This window comes from Corynebacterium nuruki S6-4, from assembly GCF_007970465.1.
In the GTDB taxonomy this organism is placed as follows: domain Bacteria; phylum Actinomycetota; class Actinomycetes; order Mycobacteriales; family Mycobacteriaceae; genus Corynebacterium; species Corynebacterium nuruki.
This window is the reverse complement of record NZ_CP042429.1, coordinates 2,414,836-2,429,520: the sequence shown is the minus strand read 5'-3', so window position 1 is coordinate 2,429,520 and position 14,685 is coordinate 2,414,836. Positions and strand designations below refer to the sequence as shown.

Sequence of the window (14,685 nt, the reverse complement as noted above, 5' to 3'; positions counted from 1 at the left end):
GTGTCATCCCTTGATCTCGGTGGCGTGGATCTGCTCGTCGAGATCCTCGGGGTCGAGGTTCGCGTTCGAGAAGGCCGAGGTCAACGGCAGTCGAAGATCCAGGTCGGTGCCCGGGCACAGCTCGATCTTCCCCTCGGTCAGGGTGAAGTCGAGGACGTGGCCGCCGGTGGTGCGGGAATCGTCGATGAAGTGGACGTGGCAGCCCGGGACCGAGATGTTCTTCTCGTAGATCGGGGTGCGGAAGCCGGCGATGACACCGGAGATGTCGGTGAAGTGCTGTTCGGCATCGTCGCCGACGGCCTGGGTCATCGGCGGGTACGGCTTCTCCTGGCGGACGACGGTGCGGGTGGTGACGTCGGAGAACGTGCCGGTGATGCGCACGGCGTACATGTAGTTCGCCGAGGGCGTCATGTCGTCGATGAAGGTGGAGAGGTCCTTACGGCGGATGTTCTCCGGGGCGCGGCGACGGATCCGCGGCACGAAGTTGGTGCAGACGGAATAGGGGGAATGCTGCTCCAGGTCGGCGCGGGTGGCGGTGCCGTCGTGGCGCAGCTGGTAGCAGATACCGTCGATGATCACCATCTCCCCGTCGAGGGCGTCGAAGGTGCCGAGGCCGAAGTTGCCCTTGCCGAGCAGCTCGCCGACGGACATTTCCCCGTCGTAGATGCCGTCGAGCAGTGCGGACATGAGGGAGTTCTGAAAGATCGTGTGCCGGGTCACGGGACTGTCGTTCATGGTCCCCAGCGTAACGCCGCGGGTGGTCGGACCACCTCCCCCTGCGGCCGTGATCTCCGTGACAGGACGCCACGGGTGGCCGTCCGGTCACCGCCCGACATCATCCGGCGGGCCGGTGGCAGCGCATCTGGTCAGGTTGCAGGCGAAAACGTCGTTCACCTCGGCGATCCGGCGACTTTTGGCCTGCCGCAACGCAGGTTGGCCTGCCGCAACGCCAGATGCGCTGCCACAGGACATGGTGGTCTGCCGGCCGGTCGACTGCCGTCAGCTGAACCAGGTACTGACAGGGCACCTTTTCAACCTGCCCGGTGCGCCAGGCCGTCGTAGCCTGGGGCCATGACCGCACTGACGGACACACTCACCCTCTCCACCGGCGCCAACATCCCCGTCCTCGGGCTCGGCACCTGGTTCATCGACGACGACAGGGCCGCGCAGACGGTGAAGGACGCCGTGGCCGCCGGCTACCGCAACATCGACACCGCCCAGGCCTACGGCAACGAACGTGGCGTCGGCGAGGGTGTGCGCACCTGCGGTGTCCCCCGCGGAGAACTCTTCATCTCCACGAAACTCGCCGCCGAGATCAAGGACTACGAGGGCGCTGTCGCCGCGATCGACGGTTCCCTCGAGAGACTCGGCCTCGACTACGTCGACCTCATGCTCATCCACGCGCCGCAACCCTGGGACGACTTCCGCGGTGGAAACTACGACGAGGGCAATCTCGCCGCCTGGCGTGCACTGGAGGAAGCCTTCGCAGACGGAGAGCTGAAGGCAATCGGTGTCTCCAACTTCCGCGAGCACGACCTCGACAACATCATCGACAATGCCGGGGTCACCCCGCACGTCAACCAGATCCTCGTCCACGCGGGCAACACCCCCGCCGACCTCATCGACTACTGCCGGGACAGGGACATCGTCGTGGAGGCCTACTCCCCCATCGCCCACGGCGAGATCCTGGACAACCCGCAGGTCAGGGAACTCGCTGCGAAGTACGGCGTCAGCGTGCCGCAGTTGTGCATCCGCTACACGCTGCAGCTCGGCTGCGTCTCCCTGCCGAAGACGGCGAACCCAGAGCACATGCGCACCAACGCGGAGGTCAACTTCACCATCGGGGACGCCGACATGGATGCACTGAAAACCCTTGACGCCCGCGACTACGGCGAGTCTTCCGGGTTCCCCGTGTACAGCGGAAAGTGACCGGTCCTACCCGGTCATGACCGCCCGGACCACCTTCGCCGGCGAGCCGACGGCCACCATACCGGCCGGGATATCCCTGGTCACCACGGACCCGGCACCGATCACCGCACCGTCACCGATGGTGACACCGGGCGTGATCACCGAGCTCGACCCGATCCACACGTCCTTCCCGATCACCACGGGTGCAGGTTCCAGATCGGCCCGCCGAGCCGGATCCATCGCATGGTTCAGGGTGGCGATGACTGTGTTGTGACCGATGAGCGCACCGTCGCCGAGGGTGATGCCGCCCTGATCCTGGAACCGGCACCCGGAGTTGATGAACACGTGCCGTCCGAGCCGGATATTGCGTCCGAAATCGCTGGTGAACGGCGGGAACAGGCCGACGGTGACGTCCACCTCGTAACCGACCAGCTCGCTGAGCAGGGCACGGACGCCCGCCTCGTCGTGGTAGGTCCCGTTGAGTTCCGTGGCGATGCGGATGGCCTCCTGGGACTGCCGGTGCATCGCCCGGTGCAGCGGGGAATCACCGGGGATGAGGTGGCCGGCGTCCAGTTCGGCGATCAGGTCCTCGAGAGTCGCGTCGTGCATCCTCAGACTCCTTCTCTGTGTGTCCGACCGGTCGCCGCAAGTGAGGCGAGCAGCCGGAGTTTCTCCTCGGACGCCGACCCCGGCTCCGCAGAGTAAACGTAGAGAGCCAGGCCGTCGTCCGCGGTGACCTGCAGTTCCGCGAAGGCGAGGGTGAGTTCCCCGACTTCCGGGTGATAGAAACGTTTCGTCCCGGCGCCGTGGATCCGCACGTCATGCGCGGCCCACAGTTCAACGAACTCCGTGCTCCGGGTGGACAGTTCCCCGACGAGGTCCTGCAGTCCACGGTGCCCCGGATTGCGTCCGACCTCGGCGTGCATGATGCCGACGCACATCCGGGCCATAGTGTCCCAGTCCGGGTAGAACTCGCGGGAGACCGGGTCGAGGAACTGGAACCGGGCGAGGTTCGCGCGACCGGCCGTCGCCCCGGATGCGCCCGCTTCCCCGAGCACCGGCCGGTAGAACTCCCGTCCCAGGTCGTTGACCGCGACAATGTCCTGCATTTCGTCGCGAACGAAGGCGACGGCCCCTGTCACGGCGTCCACCACCCGTTCCAGTGACTCCCTGACCTGGTGCGGGCGGGCGGACCAGGACCTGCCACGCGCTGAGGTGGGGACGCCGTCAGCCGCGCTGGCGAGATCGTAGAGGTGCCGGTGCTCGGCCTCGCTGAGCTGCAGGGCCCGGGCCAGCGCCTCCAGCACCCCGGCGGACGCCCCGGCGAGCTGTCCCCGTTCCAGTTTCGCGTAGTAGTCCGCGCTGATCCCGGCGAGATCCGCTACCTCGCTGCGGCGCAGCCCGGGCACCCGACGGTTGCCCGTGGTGGGGAGGCCTGCGTCGCCCGGGGTGATGCGGCCCCGGCGGGAGGTGAGGAACTCCCGCACCTCCGCCTGCACGGCCCGGGCATTCATCCTGCTGTCCATGGCGTCCAGCGTAGGGCGCGGGGCCGGCGCCCGGCAGGCCCGGACAGTGCCCTGTCAGTACCTGGTTGAGGCTGGCCACCATGGATACCGTCGCAGATATGAGCGAGAACACCATGGAATACACATACCTCGGGCGCTCCGGCCTGCTCGTCAGCAGGATCGGACTCGGCACCATGAACTTCGGGGACGCCACGCCGGAAGCTGACGCCCACACCATCCTCGACCGCGCGGTAGACCTCGGAGTGAACTTGGCCCTACCCTCGTTGAGTGGACACCCGATTTAGCGGGACCCCGTCCCGCACGAGAGGATGTCACCATGACCGAGAAGACCCCCGGAAAACGACCCCGGAGAACCTTCAGCCCCGAGTACAAGCACGAAGCCGCCCGACTGGTCATCGACACCGGACGCACGATCGCCGAGGTCGCCCGGGAGCTGGGTGTCGGTTCCCGGTCATTGGGCAAGTGGGTCGCCGCCGAACGGGCCGCTGAGGCCGGCGAGCCGACCGGTGAACTGACCCTCGACGAACGCGCCGAACTCAAAGCCCTGCGCCGACAGGTCACCGAGCTGCACAAAGACAACGAGTTCCTGGGAAAAGCAGCAGCCTTCTTCGCAGCCAAGCAACGACCGACGAACGGTACGAACTAATGGCAGCGCAGAAGGCGAACTACGAGGTCACCCGCATGGCACGACTCCTGGGAGTGTCCCGGTCAGGGTTCTACGCCTGGGCGAAACGCCAGGCCACAGAACCTGGCCCGCAGCGCCGTCAGCGTGATGCACTCGATGTGAAGGTCCGGAAAGTCTTCGCCGAGTCCGATGACGTCTACGGAGCTCCCCGGGTCCACGCCCAGCTCGCCCGGGAGGGCACCGACGTCGACCGGAAGACAGTCGCGAAGTCGATGCTTCGTCAGGGGCTGGAGGGCATCAGTCCGAAGAAGTTCACCCCGGTGACCACGATCCCCGGTGTGGACACCTACAAGATCCCTGACCTGGTCAAACGAGGCTGGGACCAGGGTGGACTCAACCGCGTCTGGATTTCAGACATCACCTACCTGCGCACCGGTGAGGGCTGGTTGTACCTCGCGGCGGTCACTGATGCGCATTCCCGACGGATTTTGGGCTGGGCGATGAATTCACGCATGGGCACCTTCCTGGTCGCTAAGGCGTTGAAAATGGCTTATACGCTGCGTGGTGAAGTTCCCGAGGGTGTGGTGTTCCATGCTGACCGGGGTACCGAGTTCACCAGTGACGACATGTTCACCGTGTGCCGCGACCTGGAGATCCTGCAGTCGGTCGGGCGGACCGGTGTGTGCTGGGACAATGCGATGGCTGAGAGTGTCTGGGCGACGCTGAAGACCGAGTTCTACGACCGTCGGGCCTGGCCCACCGGGCTGAGGCGAGGATGAAGGTCGGTGACTGGATCGAGTCCCGGTACAACCGTCGGCGACTGCACTCCGCGCTTGGCTACGTTCCGCCGGTGGAGTTCGAGATGGATCTGCTCAACAAACCTGCTGCTGAGGAACCTGACGCAGCTTAGCTACCTGTCCACGATTTGCGGGGAAGGCCAACTTCATCGACTCCGCCGACGTCTACGGCGGCCCACAGAGCCCCGACATGGCGAGGGGATACGGCACCTCCGAGGAGATCATCGGCCGCTGGCTGCAGAAGTCCGGCCACCGGGACGACATCGTCCTGGCGACGAAGCTCTACCAGCCGATGGGCACCGGGCCGAATGACCAGCGTCTGTCCGCGTACCACATCCGCCGGGCCTGCGAGGACAGCCTACGACGGCTGCGGACCGACCACATCGACGTCTACCAGATGCACCACGTCGACCGGGCGACCCCGGTCGAGGAGATCTGGCAGGCGATGGAGCAGCTCATCGCGTCCGGCAAGATCAGCTACGTCGGCTCCTCGAACTTCGCCGGGTGGGACGTCACCAACTCCCACCTCACCGGACGCGCCCGGGGTGGGCTGGGACTGGTCTCCGAGCAGAGCATCTACAACCTCACCAACCGGGCGATCGAGCAGGAACTCATCCCCGCCCTGGAGCATTTCGGGATCGGCCTGATCCCGTGGAGTCCGTTGGCGGCAGGGGTACTTGCCGGACGCCCCGCTGCAGGTGAGGACACCGTCCGACGTTCGCAGCAGAGCCCGGAATTCGAGCGTCTTTCCGCACCGTTGGCCGAGTACGAGGCCCTGTGCTCCGACCTCGGGCACTCCCCCGCAGCGGTCGCCCAGGCCTGGCTGCTGCACCGGCCCGTGGTCTCCACGCTCATCGCCGGCGCACGCACCGTCAGTCAGCTGGAGGCTGCCGTCGCCACCCTCGACATCACCCTGGATGACGCCACGCTGGTGGAACTCAACCGCATCTGGCCGGGTCCGGGCACCGCCCCGCAGTCCTACGCCTGGTGAGCGCGACAGGAGATCAGATGATCCGGGGACGCCGGTGTCACCTGGCGGGGCCGTCCTCGGACTGTCCCCGGACTGTCCCTGCGCTGTCCCCGGGTCGGTGGCAGCGCATCTGGTCAGGTGGCAGCGCAAAACGCCGTTCACCCCCATGATCTGGCGACTTTTGGCCTGCCGCAACGCAGGGTGGCCTGCCGCAACGCCAGATGCGCTGCCACCGCGCAGGGTGCTCTGCCGGTTCCGGCGGTCTCCGGGGACCCGGGCGACGCGAGGTGGGTAGCAGTGCGACGACCCGCAGAAAACCCGCACACACAGAAATCCTCACCTGCTGGGGTACGTCCGGTAGTCCGGAGCGTGCCTCAGCAGGTGAGGATTTCGAGCTCCCCGCGAAAGACGAGCGGCGAGGAAGAGGAGAACCGGGCGGAGAAGTCCTAGACCTCGGCCTTCTCGGCGGCCTTGGCCTGCTCCACGCGGCGCTTCAGGGCGGCGAACTCGTCCCAGATCTCCTGCGGCACCTTGGGGCCGAGGAAGGTGAGGTACTCGTCGTTGTCCTCGATGTCACCGGCCCACTGCTCGGCGGGCGCGGACAGCGCGGCGCGGATGTCCTCCTCGGGCTCCGTGACGCCCTCGAGGTCCAGGTCCTCGTAGCGGGCGGTGTGGCCGACGACCGTGTCCTCGGCGCCCACGCGACCCTCGATGCGGTCGACGATCCACTTCAGCACGCGGCTGTTCTCGCCGAAGCCCGGCCACAGGAAGCGGCCGTCCTCGCCACGGCGGAACCAGTTGACCAGGAAGATGGACGGCATCTTGTCGCCACCCTTCTTGCCCACCTCGATCCAGTGGTTGAGGTACTCGCCGGCGTTGTAGCCGATGAACGGCAGCATCGCCATCGGGTCGTGGCGCAGGGTACCGACGACACCCTCCTGGGCGGCGGTCTGGCCGGAGGCGAGCAGCGCACCGATCATGGTGCCGTGCTCCCAGCTGTAGGACTGGGTGACCAGCGGGACCGTGTCGGGGCGGCGTCCACCGAAGAGGATCGCGTCGACCCTCACACCCTTCCAGTCGTCGTACTCCGGGGCGGCGGTCGGGCACTGGGCCAGCGGCACGCAGTAGCGGGAGTTCGGGTGGGCGGCCTTCTCGTCGGACTCGGGCGTCCAGTCGTTGCCCTTCCAGTCGATGAGGTGCTCGGGCGCCTCGCCCATGCCCTCCCACCAGACATCACCGTCGTCGGTCAGGGCGACGTTGGTGAACAGGGTGTTGCCGGCGTCCATGGTCTGCATGGCGATCGGGTTCGAGTCGTAGCTGGTGCCCGGCGCGACGCCGAAGAAACCGTTCTCCGGGTTGACGGCGTAGAGGTGACCGTCCTCGCCGAACTTCATCCAGGCGATGTCGTCACCGACGACCTCGGCCTTCCAGCCGGGGATGGTCGGGGTGATCATCGCGAGGTTGGTCTTGCCGCAGGCGGACGGGAAGGCGCCGAGGATGTGGTAGGCCTTGCCCTCCGGGCTGACGAGCTTGAGGATGAGCATGTGCTCGGCGAGCCAGCCCTCCTCCTTCGCCATCACGGAGGCGATACGCAGCGCGTAGCACTTCTTGGCGAGGATGGCGTTTCCGCCGTAGCCGGAGCCGTAGGACCAGATCTCCTTGGTGTCGGGGAACTGGGTGATGTACTTCGTGTCGTTGCAGGGCCAGGCGACGTCCTCCTCGCCGGGCTCCAGCGGAGCGCCGACGGAGTGGAGGCAGTGGACGAAGTCGCCGTTGTCGCCGATCTTGTCCAGGGCCTCGGCACCCATGCGGGTCATGATGCCCATGGACAGGACGACGTAGGCCGAGTCGGTGAGCTGGACGCCGAGCTTGGGCTGCGGGTCGGAGATCGGACCCATGCAGAACGGCACCACGTACATGGTGCGCCCCTTCATCGCACCCTTGTAGTGCCCGGACATCTCCTCCTTCATCGCGGCGGGCGGGGCCCAGTTGTTCGTGGGGCCGGCGCCCTCCTGCTTCTCGGAGCAGATGAAGGTACGGGATTCGACGCGGGCGACGTCGGAGGGGTTGGAGCGGGCGAGGAAGCTGTTGGGCCGCTTCTCCTCGTTGAGCCGGACGATCGTCCCCGCCTCGACGAGCTCGGACGTCAGCCGGTCCCATTCCTCACGGGAGCCGTCGACAAAGACGACGCGCTCCGGCTGGAAAAGCTCCACGGACTCTGCGATCCACCGCAGCAGTTCCTCGTTCTTTGTGGGGGCCGGGCCGACGAGACCGGGGATGGTCATGAATGCTCCTGACGAAAGGGGTGAGGCGTCTTGACAGACCAAGCCTAACCCCAGTCCCCCCGTTCCACACACATCCACCCGTGCGTGTTCCAGTTATCGGTCGGACGCCCGGGGGTGGCGGGGGGAGGGTCCCCGGCGGCGTCCGGAATGTCCCCGGCGATGCTCCCGAGCCGCCGCCATGCAGACCAGCTGCCGTCGAAGCCGACGACGGAGAGGTAGTCGACGGTGCCGTCACCGTCGGTGTCGGCGCAGATCGTCATGCCGTTGTCGTCGGCGAGAGTGACGGATCCCACACTCAGCTCCCCCTCATCGAGGTCGGTGGGCAGCCCGTAGGTCCGCCCGCCGAGGTCGAGCAGCAGGTGCCCGTCGGCGGCGTCCGGACCGGCGGCGTCCGGACCGGCGGCGGGCAGTCCGGTGAGTTCGCCGGCCCCGGGGAGGCCGCTGACGTCCCCGGCGGGGTCACAGTCCCAGTCGTTCACCGCTGTACCCCTGTCTCCTCGGCCACCGCGACCGCGACCGACGGCGCCTGCAGCCGGGCGACGACATCGGTGACGGTCGTGGTCCAGCGGCGACGCAGTGCGACCAGCGCCTCCTCGCGTCCCCGGGTACGGGACGCCGCGACAAGTGTCCGCCACCGGATCACCAGCACCAGTGCGGCGACGGCGAGGGCGACCACGGTCCCGACCGCGGCACCGGCGACCCGCCCTGCCGCAGCCCCGGCAGCCAGGGCGGCTCCGCCGGCGGCGAGGGCGGACAGGGCGAGGGCGGAGCGGTCGGGACGGGCGGTGACGGCCGGGTCCGTGGTGGCCGCCCTGTCCCCGGTCCTGTCCCCTGCGCTCTCCCCTGCCGTGTCCGGCGTGTCCTCCGGTGCGGTGAGATGCGGCATCTCCACCCCCTGTTCCAGCACCGCGACGGTGAGCCGTGACCGGAAGGCGGCGTCGAGTGCGGCGGTGTCGACAGTCCCGCTGCGACGGTCGCCCCTGTCATGCCGCGCACTGTCGAGCAGGTCGGTGGCGATGTCCTCCGCCGCGAGCCGGACGGTGATGCGTACCCGGTCGGCCCGGTCCGCATCAGCACGGCGGGCATCCGCCAGCCAGCGCGGCACATCGACCCACATCCCGTCGAGGACCTCCCGGAGTTCGGCGAGTGCGGCCCGGTCCGTCGCCGCACCTGTCGCGGCGTCCCGGTGCCAGCGCACGGTCACCACCCCGGGTTCCGCGACCAGGGCGGCCAGTTCGGCAGGGTCGGCGGGGTCGGCGGGGTCGGCGGTGTCGGCTGGGTCGGCAGTGTCGGATTCCGCGTAGAGCACGCAGCCGCCGACCGAGGCGACGACGGCACGCACCACCCGGGCGTCCGACGCCGTGCACGGTGCGGGCACCACCGCCACCACCCCGAAGGACCTGCCCGGGTGCGGTACCGTCGACTCCGGCCCCGCACCGACGACGATGCGGTGGCGCAGTGGCCCGCCCGAACCCCCACCGGGCCGCCCGCCGGAGCCCCCACCGGACCCCCGCAAGGCCGCGGCCACCTCCCGCGCCGTCGTCTCGTCCGGACCGATCACGGATACAGTCGTGTCCATGCTTTCCCTCCCTGCCCCGGCTCTGCAAGAATGACCGGGATGTCTACTTCAGATCTTCCCCCGTCACCAGCCCCCAGCGGGCGTGGTCGTCCGTTGCAGACCGAGTTTAACGACGGTCGTGACTATCCGCGACTGGGTAACTTCAGTTTCCGCCGCGGCACCCTGACGGACAACCAGGAGAAGACCTGGCAGGAGAACTGGCCGACCCTCGGCAAGGACCTCGACGACAACCCGGACACCGTCGTCGACCTCGACGACTGGTTCGGCCGCACCGGCCACCCCACCATCGTGGAGATCGGCTCGGGCACCGGCACATCCACCGCCGCCATGGCGCCGCTGGAGACCGACCACAACATCGTCGCCGTGGAGATCTACCGGCCCGGGCTCGCCAAACTGCTCGGCGCGGTCGTCCGCGGCGGTCTCACCAACGTGCGGCTGATCCGCGGCGACGGGGTGGAGGTCCTGCAGCGCATGTTCGCCCCCGACAGCCTCGACGGGATCCGGGTGTTCTTCCCGGACCCGTGGCCCAAGGCCCGCCACCACAAGCGGCGCATCATCCAGACCGGCACACTCCACCTCATGGCGTCCCGCCTGAAGCCCGGCGGCATCCTCCACGTCGCCACCGACCACGCGGACTACGCCGAGTGGATCGACGAACTCGTCGAGGCGGAGCCGGACCTGGAATACCTGGGCTGGCCGACGGACCCGGCCGTCCGGGAGACCACCGTGCCGGTGCTCACCGACCGGCAGATCACCACCAAGTTCGAGGGCAAGGGACTCGAGAAGGAACACATCATCCGCGAATACCTGTGGAAACGTCGCTAGAGGAGAACAGTGTTCACGAAGTGGGGCAACGTCGCCTACCGCCACCGTCGGCTGATTCCGGCGGTGGTGATCGCTGTCATCGCCCTGCTGTACCTCGGCATCGGCACACAGCTCGGCGACCGTATGAGTTCGGAGGGCTGGGACGACCCGCACAGTGAGTCCACCCGCGCCGCACAGATCGAGGAGGAGACGTTCGGACGGGACGCCTCCGGTGACGTCATCATCCTCGTCACCCGCGACGCGGACGCCCCCGGCGGCGGCGCCGACCTGACCTCCCCGGCCGTCAAGGCCGACATGTCACGCCAGATCAACACCCTGGCCCTCAGCCACTCGGAGAACATCCGCCAGGTCACCAGCTATTTCGACAGCAACCAGGCGCAGATGATCACCGGCGACCACTCCGCCGCCTTCGCCTCCGTCGCCCTGCAGGGCACCGCCGACGAGGTGCTGAAGAACTACCGCGCGATCGAGGACGACCTCCACGGCCTGCACCTGGACGGCGCCACCGTGGAGATCAGCGGCGCGACCGCCGTCTCCGGGGCACTGGACACCGGCATGAGCGACGACATCTCCCGCGCCGAGATCATCGGCCTGCCCGCCGTCGCCGTGCTGCTCATCCTCGTCTTCGGCTCCGTCGTCGCCGCGTGCATGCCGCTGCTGGTCGGCATCCTGTCGATCCTCGGCTCCATGGGCATCCTGTCCCTGCTCGCCGGCGTGACCACCGTCAACACCTTCGCCCAGTCCGTCGTCACCCTGCTCGGCCTCGGCCTGGCGATCGACTACGGCCTGTTCATGGTCTCCCGGTTCCGGGAGGAACTCGCCGAAGGCAACGACGTCCCCACCTCGGTCCGCAACACCACCGCCAGCGCCGGCAAGACCGTGGTCTTCTCCGCGCTGATGGTGGCCGTGGCACTGTCCGGGCTGCTGCTGTTCCCGCAGGCCTTCCTCAAGTCGGTGGCCTACGGGGCGATCTCCGCGGTCCTGCTCGCCGCCCTGCTGTCGGTGATGGTGCTGCCCAGCGTGTTCTCCCTGCTGGGGCGCAACATCGACAAGTGGACGCTGTTCCACCGCGGCAAGACCCGCGCCGAGACCGTCGATTCGGCCTGGGGCCGGATCTCGTCCTTCGCGATGCGGCACGCGAAGATCATCACCGTCGGACTCGTCGGCGTGCTGCTCGCCCTGACCGTCCCGCTCGGCGGCGTGAAGTTCGGCGGCATCAACGAGACCTTCCTGCCGCCGGACGAACCCACCCGTGTCGCCCAGAACCACTTCGACGCCGACTTCCCCGAGCTGCGCACCGACCCGGTGAAGCTCGTCGTCACCGGCGACAACGCCGCCCTCGGGCAGGTCTACCAGCAGGCCAACGCCGTCGACGGGCTCACCGCCCCCTTCCAGGTCAGCCAGCCGACCCGCGACGGGGTGACGGTGCTCTCCGCCGGCATCGCCGACCGCGACGACAACGGCGACATCGTCGACGCCCTGCGCGACATCAACGTCCCCGGTGCCGACGTCCTCGTCGCCGGCACCCCCGCGATGGAGGTCGAATCGCTGGACGCCCTGTTCAGCAAGCTGCCGTGGATGCTGCTCTACATCATCGCGGCCTCCTTCATCCTGCTGTCCGTCGTCTTCGGCTCGGTCATCCTGCCCGCCAAGGCGGTCATCATGAACCTGCTGGGCACCGGCGCCACCCTCGGCATCCTCACCTGGATCTTCGTCGACGGTCTCGGCGCCGACCTGCTGAACTTCACCGCCGGACCGCTGATGAGCCCCGTCCTGGTGCTCATCATCGCCATCGTCTACGGCCTGTCGACCGACTACGAGGTCTTCCTCGTCTCCCGGATGGTGGAGGCCCGCGCGCACGGCGCCTCCACCAACGCGGCGATCCGGTTCGGCACGGCGACGACCGGCGGCATCATCACCGCCGCCGCCCTCATCATGATCGTGGTGTGCGGTGCGTTCGGCTTCTCCTCGATCGTCATGATGAAGTACATCGCCTTCGGCATGATCGCCGCGCTGCTCATCGACGCGACCGTCATCCGCATGCTGCTCGTCCCCGCCGTCATGTCCCTGCTCAAGGAGGACTGCTGGTGGGCGCCGCGCTGGATCACCCGGCTGTCGGAGAAGGTCGGCCACAACGAGCGGCTCGCCACGGCGTCCGACGGTGCCGGTAGTGCCCCGGCAACTGACGGGGCATCTGCCGTGACTCCTGCCGGGGGCGTTCCGGACGCCGACCCCGGCGAAGCGGCGTCCGGCGCGATCCCCTTCTCCGCCCTGAAGGAACGGCTCGACGCCGAACAGCACCGGGACGGTGGTCACCGATGACCGACGACGAACGGGTGAAAGTCGGCCCGCACAGCCGACGACGGCGCATCATCCTGTGGCTCAAGGACCCGCGGGTCCGCGCCCTGCTCACCCTGCTCGTCATCGGTATCGTCGCCTTCGCCCTGCGCGGCCACTACCACCTGTTCCAGGACGGGTGGGACGCCATCAAGGCGGCGAACAACTGGTACATCACCGTCGCCGTCGTCGCCATGGCCCTCGCCATGCTCTTCCAGGCCGAGGTCATGGTCGTTCTGCTGCGCTCCGCCGGCGTCGCGGTGAAACGCACCTCCGCCAACGCCCTCGGCTTCGCGGCCAACGCCTGGTCCGCCACCTTCCCCGGCGGCCCCGCGATCTCCGCCGCGATGATCTTCCGCGAACAGCTGAAATGGGGCGCCACCCCGGTCATCGCCAGCTGGTACATGGTGATCTCCGGCGTGCTGTCGGGCGCGGGCATGGCGATCCTCGGCTTCGGCTCGATGTTCTTCGTCACCGCCGACCTCCACCCGTACTCGATGGCCACGACGATCGTCGTGCTCATCCTCCTGGCGTTCGGCGCGAACTGGGTCGCCCGGCACCCCGACCGTGTCGAGCGGTGGCTGCAGAAGGTGCTCGCCGCGTTCAACCGGTGGCGCAACGCCCCGGAGGACCGGTGGAGCGACAAGGTCTCCGGCTTCGCCGACCAGCTCGGCGCCGTGGAACTCCGGCCCGCCAAACTCGGCTGGTCGGTCGTCCTGTCACTGCTCAACTGGGTGGCGGAGATCTTCTGCCTGCTGTTCTGCGTCCTCGCCGTCGGTGGTGAGGCCCCCGTCGCCGGTGTGGTGCTCGCCTTCATCACCGCGAAACTGGTCGGCCAGGCGCAGGTCACCCCGGGCGGCCTGGGCCCGGTGGACGCCGCCCTCACCGGCATGCTCGTCGGTGTGGCACAGATGGGGTCCGGCAAGGCCTTCGCTGCGGTGATCGTGTTCCGCATGATCAGCTTCGTCGGTCTGGCGATCGTCGGCTGGCTCGTGTTCGTGTGGACGTTCGTGCTGGACTCGCGCCCGCACGGTGAGGGCCCGACATTGCGGCAGATCGTCGGTGGGGACGCCGCCCGGTCCGGGGCCGATTCCCCGGCGGACACCGACGGGGGCGGCGACGCTGCGGCGTCCGGTGATCCCGAAGAGTCGGGTGAGCCCGGCGCAGAATCCCCGGAGGACACGGCCCGCCCCCGTCCGGTCGACGAACCGGAACCCTGACCTGCCGGGTGGGTCCGGGTGTGTGACGGACCTGCAACCACCGGTCGACGACTACGATGGCGGCCATGGCACATGCAGACACCAGCGACGTCATCGACGGCCCCGTCCCCGGCGAACCCTCCGGCCCGCTTTCCGCGACCGCCAGACTCGGCACCCGCAACGCGGTGATCCTCGATGTGGTCGCGGTGATCCTCTTCGCCGTCCTCGCACGTCTGGCGCATTCCCCGCTGACGATCGGCACCTGGTTCCATGCGTGCTGGCCGTTCGCCGTCGGCCTCGCGATCGCGTGGGGCCTGACCTTCACCCCGCAGGTCCACCGCGCCCGCGGCACCGGGGTGCTCATCTGGCTGGTGACCTGGTTCGCCGGCATCGTCGTGTGGAGTATCGCGAACACGCAGTTCGAGATCTTCATGTACATCGTGTCGCTCATCGTGCTCGGGGTGCTGTGCATCGGGTGGCGGGCACTGGCCAGCCGCCTGCTCCCGCAGGACGCCGCCCTCGACTGACCGGTTTCCCGGTCCACCTCCCGACCCCGCATCCGCCCCACCGGGCCTCGGCGGCCGACCTCGCACGTCGGCCGAACGAACCCAGGTGCCGAAGACCCACACCTTGG

At 68.2% G+C, this 14,685-nt stretch carries 13 protein-coding genes and 1 pseudogene; 8 read left to right on the top strand and 6 right to left on the bottom strand.

What is annotated here, in order from left to right:
- Positions 1–3: 3 nt before the first annotated feature.
- A complete protein-coding gene (gene budA / locus FSW06_RS10790; protein ID WP_010120609.1) occupies positions 4–735 on the bottom strand; it encodes an acetolactate decarboxylase in 732 nt (243 codons plus the stop codon).
- A gap of 336 nt (positions 736–1,071) precedes the next feature.
- Here budA and FSW06_RS10785 point away from each other — a divergent pair, with 336 nt between their 5' ends.
- A complete protein-coding gene (locus FSW06_RS10785) occupies positions 1,072–1,929 on the top strand; it encodes an aldo/keto reductase (RefSeq protein ID WP_010120611.1) in 858 nt (285 codons plus the stop codon).
- 6 nt (positions 1,930–1,935) lie between these two features.
- Here FSW06_RS10785 and FSW06_RS14975 read toward each other — a convergent pair whose 3' ends face one another.
- Entirely contained in the window at positions 1,936–2,517 is a 582-nt protein-coding gene (locus FSW06_RS14975) for a DapH/DapD/GlmU-related protein (RefSeq protein WP_010120613.1), read from the bottom strand.
- Between the two features lie 2 nt (positions 2,518–2,519).
- Positions 2,520–3,434 (bottom strand): helix-turn-helix domain-containing protein, encoded by a 915-nt coding sequence (locus FSW06_RS10775; protein ID WP_029449529.1) that lies wholly within the window; start codon positions 3,432–3,434, stop codon positions 2,520–2,522.
- Positions 3,435–3,532: 98 nt separating this feature from the next.
- Between FSW06_RS10775 and FSW06_RS10770 the strand changes: the two genes are divergently transcribed.
- The 3 genes and pseudogenes from FSW06_RS10770 (at position 3,533) to FSW06_RS10760 (ending at position 5,847) form a co-directional block, all read left to right on the top strand.
- On the top strand, positions 3,533–3,718 hold the full coding sequence (locus tag FSW06_RS10770; protein ID WP_010120617.1) for an aldo/keto reductase: 186 nt from the start codon (positions 3,533–3,535) through the stop codon (positions 3,716–3,718).
- A gap of 32 nt (positions 3,719–3,750) precedes the next feature.
- Positions 3,751–4,969: pseudogene (locus FSW06_RS10765) on the top strand (IS3 family transposase).
- 35 nt (positions 4,970–5,004) lie between these two features.
- Complete coding sequence (locus FSW06_RS10760; RefSeq protein WP_083827051.1) at positions 5,005–5,847, top strand: aldo/keto reductase; 843 nt, start codon at positions 5,005–5,007, stop codon at positions 5,845–5,847.
- A gap of 425 nt (positions 5,848–6,272) precedes the next feature.
- Here the strand turns inward: FSW06_RS10760 and FSW06_RS10755 are convergent, their stop codons facing one another.
- Genes FSW06_RS10755 through FSW06_RS10745 form a run of 3 tightly spaced genes read right to left on the bottom strand, consistent with a single transcriptional unit; the run spans position 6,273 to position 9,690 of the window.
- On the bottom strand, positions 6,273–8,111 hold the full coding sequence (locus tag FSW06_RS10755) for a phosphoenolpyruvate carboxykinase (GTP) (protein ID WP_010120626.1): 1,839 nt from the start codon (positions 8,109–8,111) through the stop codon (positions 6,273–6,275).
- A gap of 44 nt (positions 8,112–8,155) precedes the next feature.
- Entirely contained in the window at positions 8,156–8,590 is a 435-nt protein-coding gene (locus FSW06_RS10750; protein ID WP_010120629.1) for a DUF6802 family protein, read from the bottom strand.
- Entirely contained in the window at positions 8,587–9,690 is a 1,104-nt protein-coding gene (locus tag FSW06_RS10745) for a hypothetical protein (protein ID WP_010120631.1), read from the bottom strand. Before FSW06_RS10745 ends, FSW06_RS10750 begins: the two co-directional genes overlap by 4 nt.
- A 30-nt stretch (positions 9,691–9,720) precedes the next feature.
- Here FSW06_RS10745 and trmB point away from each other — a divergent pair, with 30 nt between their 5' ends.
- From trmB to FSW06_RS10725, 4 genes are all read left to right on the top strand, one after another.
- Positions 9,721–10,515: a tRNA (guanosine(46)-N7)-methyltransferase TrmB gene (trmB, locus tag FSW06_RS10740; RefSeq protein ID WP_029449535.1), complete on the top strand. Its 795-nt coding sequence runs from the start codon at positions 9,721–9,723 to the stop codon at positions 10,513–10,515.
- A 9-nt stretch (positions 10,516–10,524) separates the two neighbouring features.
- Positions 10,525–12,837 carry an MMPL family transporter gene (locus tag FSW06_RS10735; protein ID WP_010120635.1) on the top strand — a complete coding sequence of 771 codons (2,313 nt, stop codon included), beginning with the start codon at positions 10,525–10,527 and terminating at the stop codon, positions 12,835–12,837.
- A complete protein-coding gene (locus FSW06_RS10730; RefSeq protein ID WP_010120637.1) occupies positions 12,834–14,072 on the top strand; it encodes a lysylphosphatidylglycerol synthase transmembrane domain-containing protein in 1,239 nt (412 codons plus the stop codon). The genes FSW06_RS10735 and FSW06_RS10730 overlap by 4 nt, the downstream gene beginning before the upstream one ends.
- A 65-nt stretch (positions 14,073–14,137) precedes the next feature.
- Positions 14,138–14,578, top strand: a complete 441-nt coding sequence (locus tag FSW06_RS10725; protein ID WP_010120639.1) for a DUF3054 domain-containing protein — start codon at positions 14,138–14,140, stop codon at positions 14,576–14,578.
- The last annotated feature ends 107 nt before the right edge of the window (positions 14,579–14,685 follow it).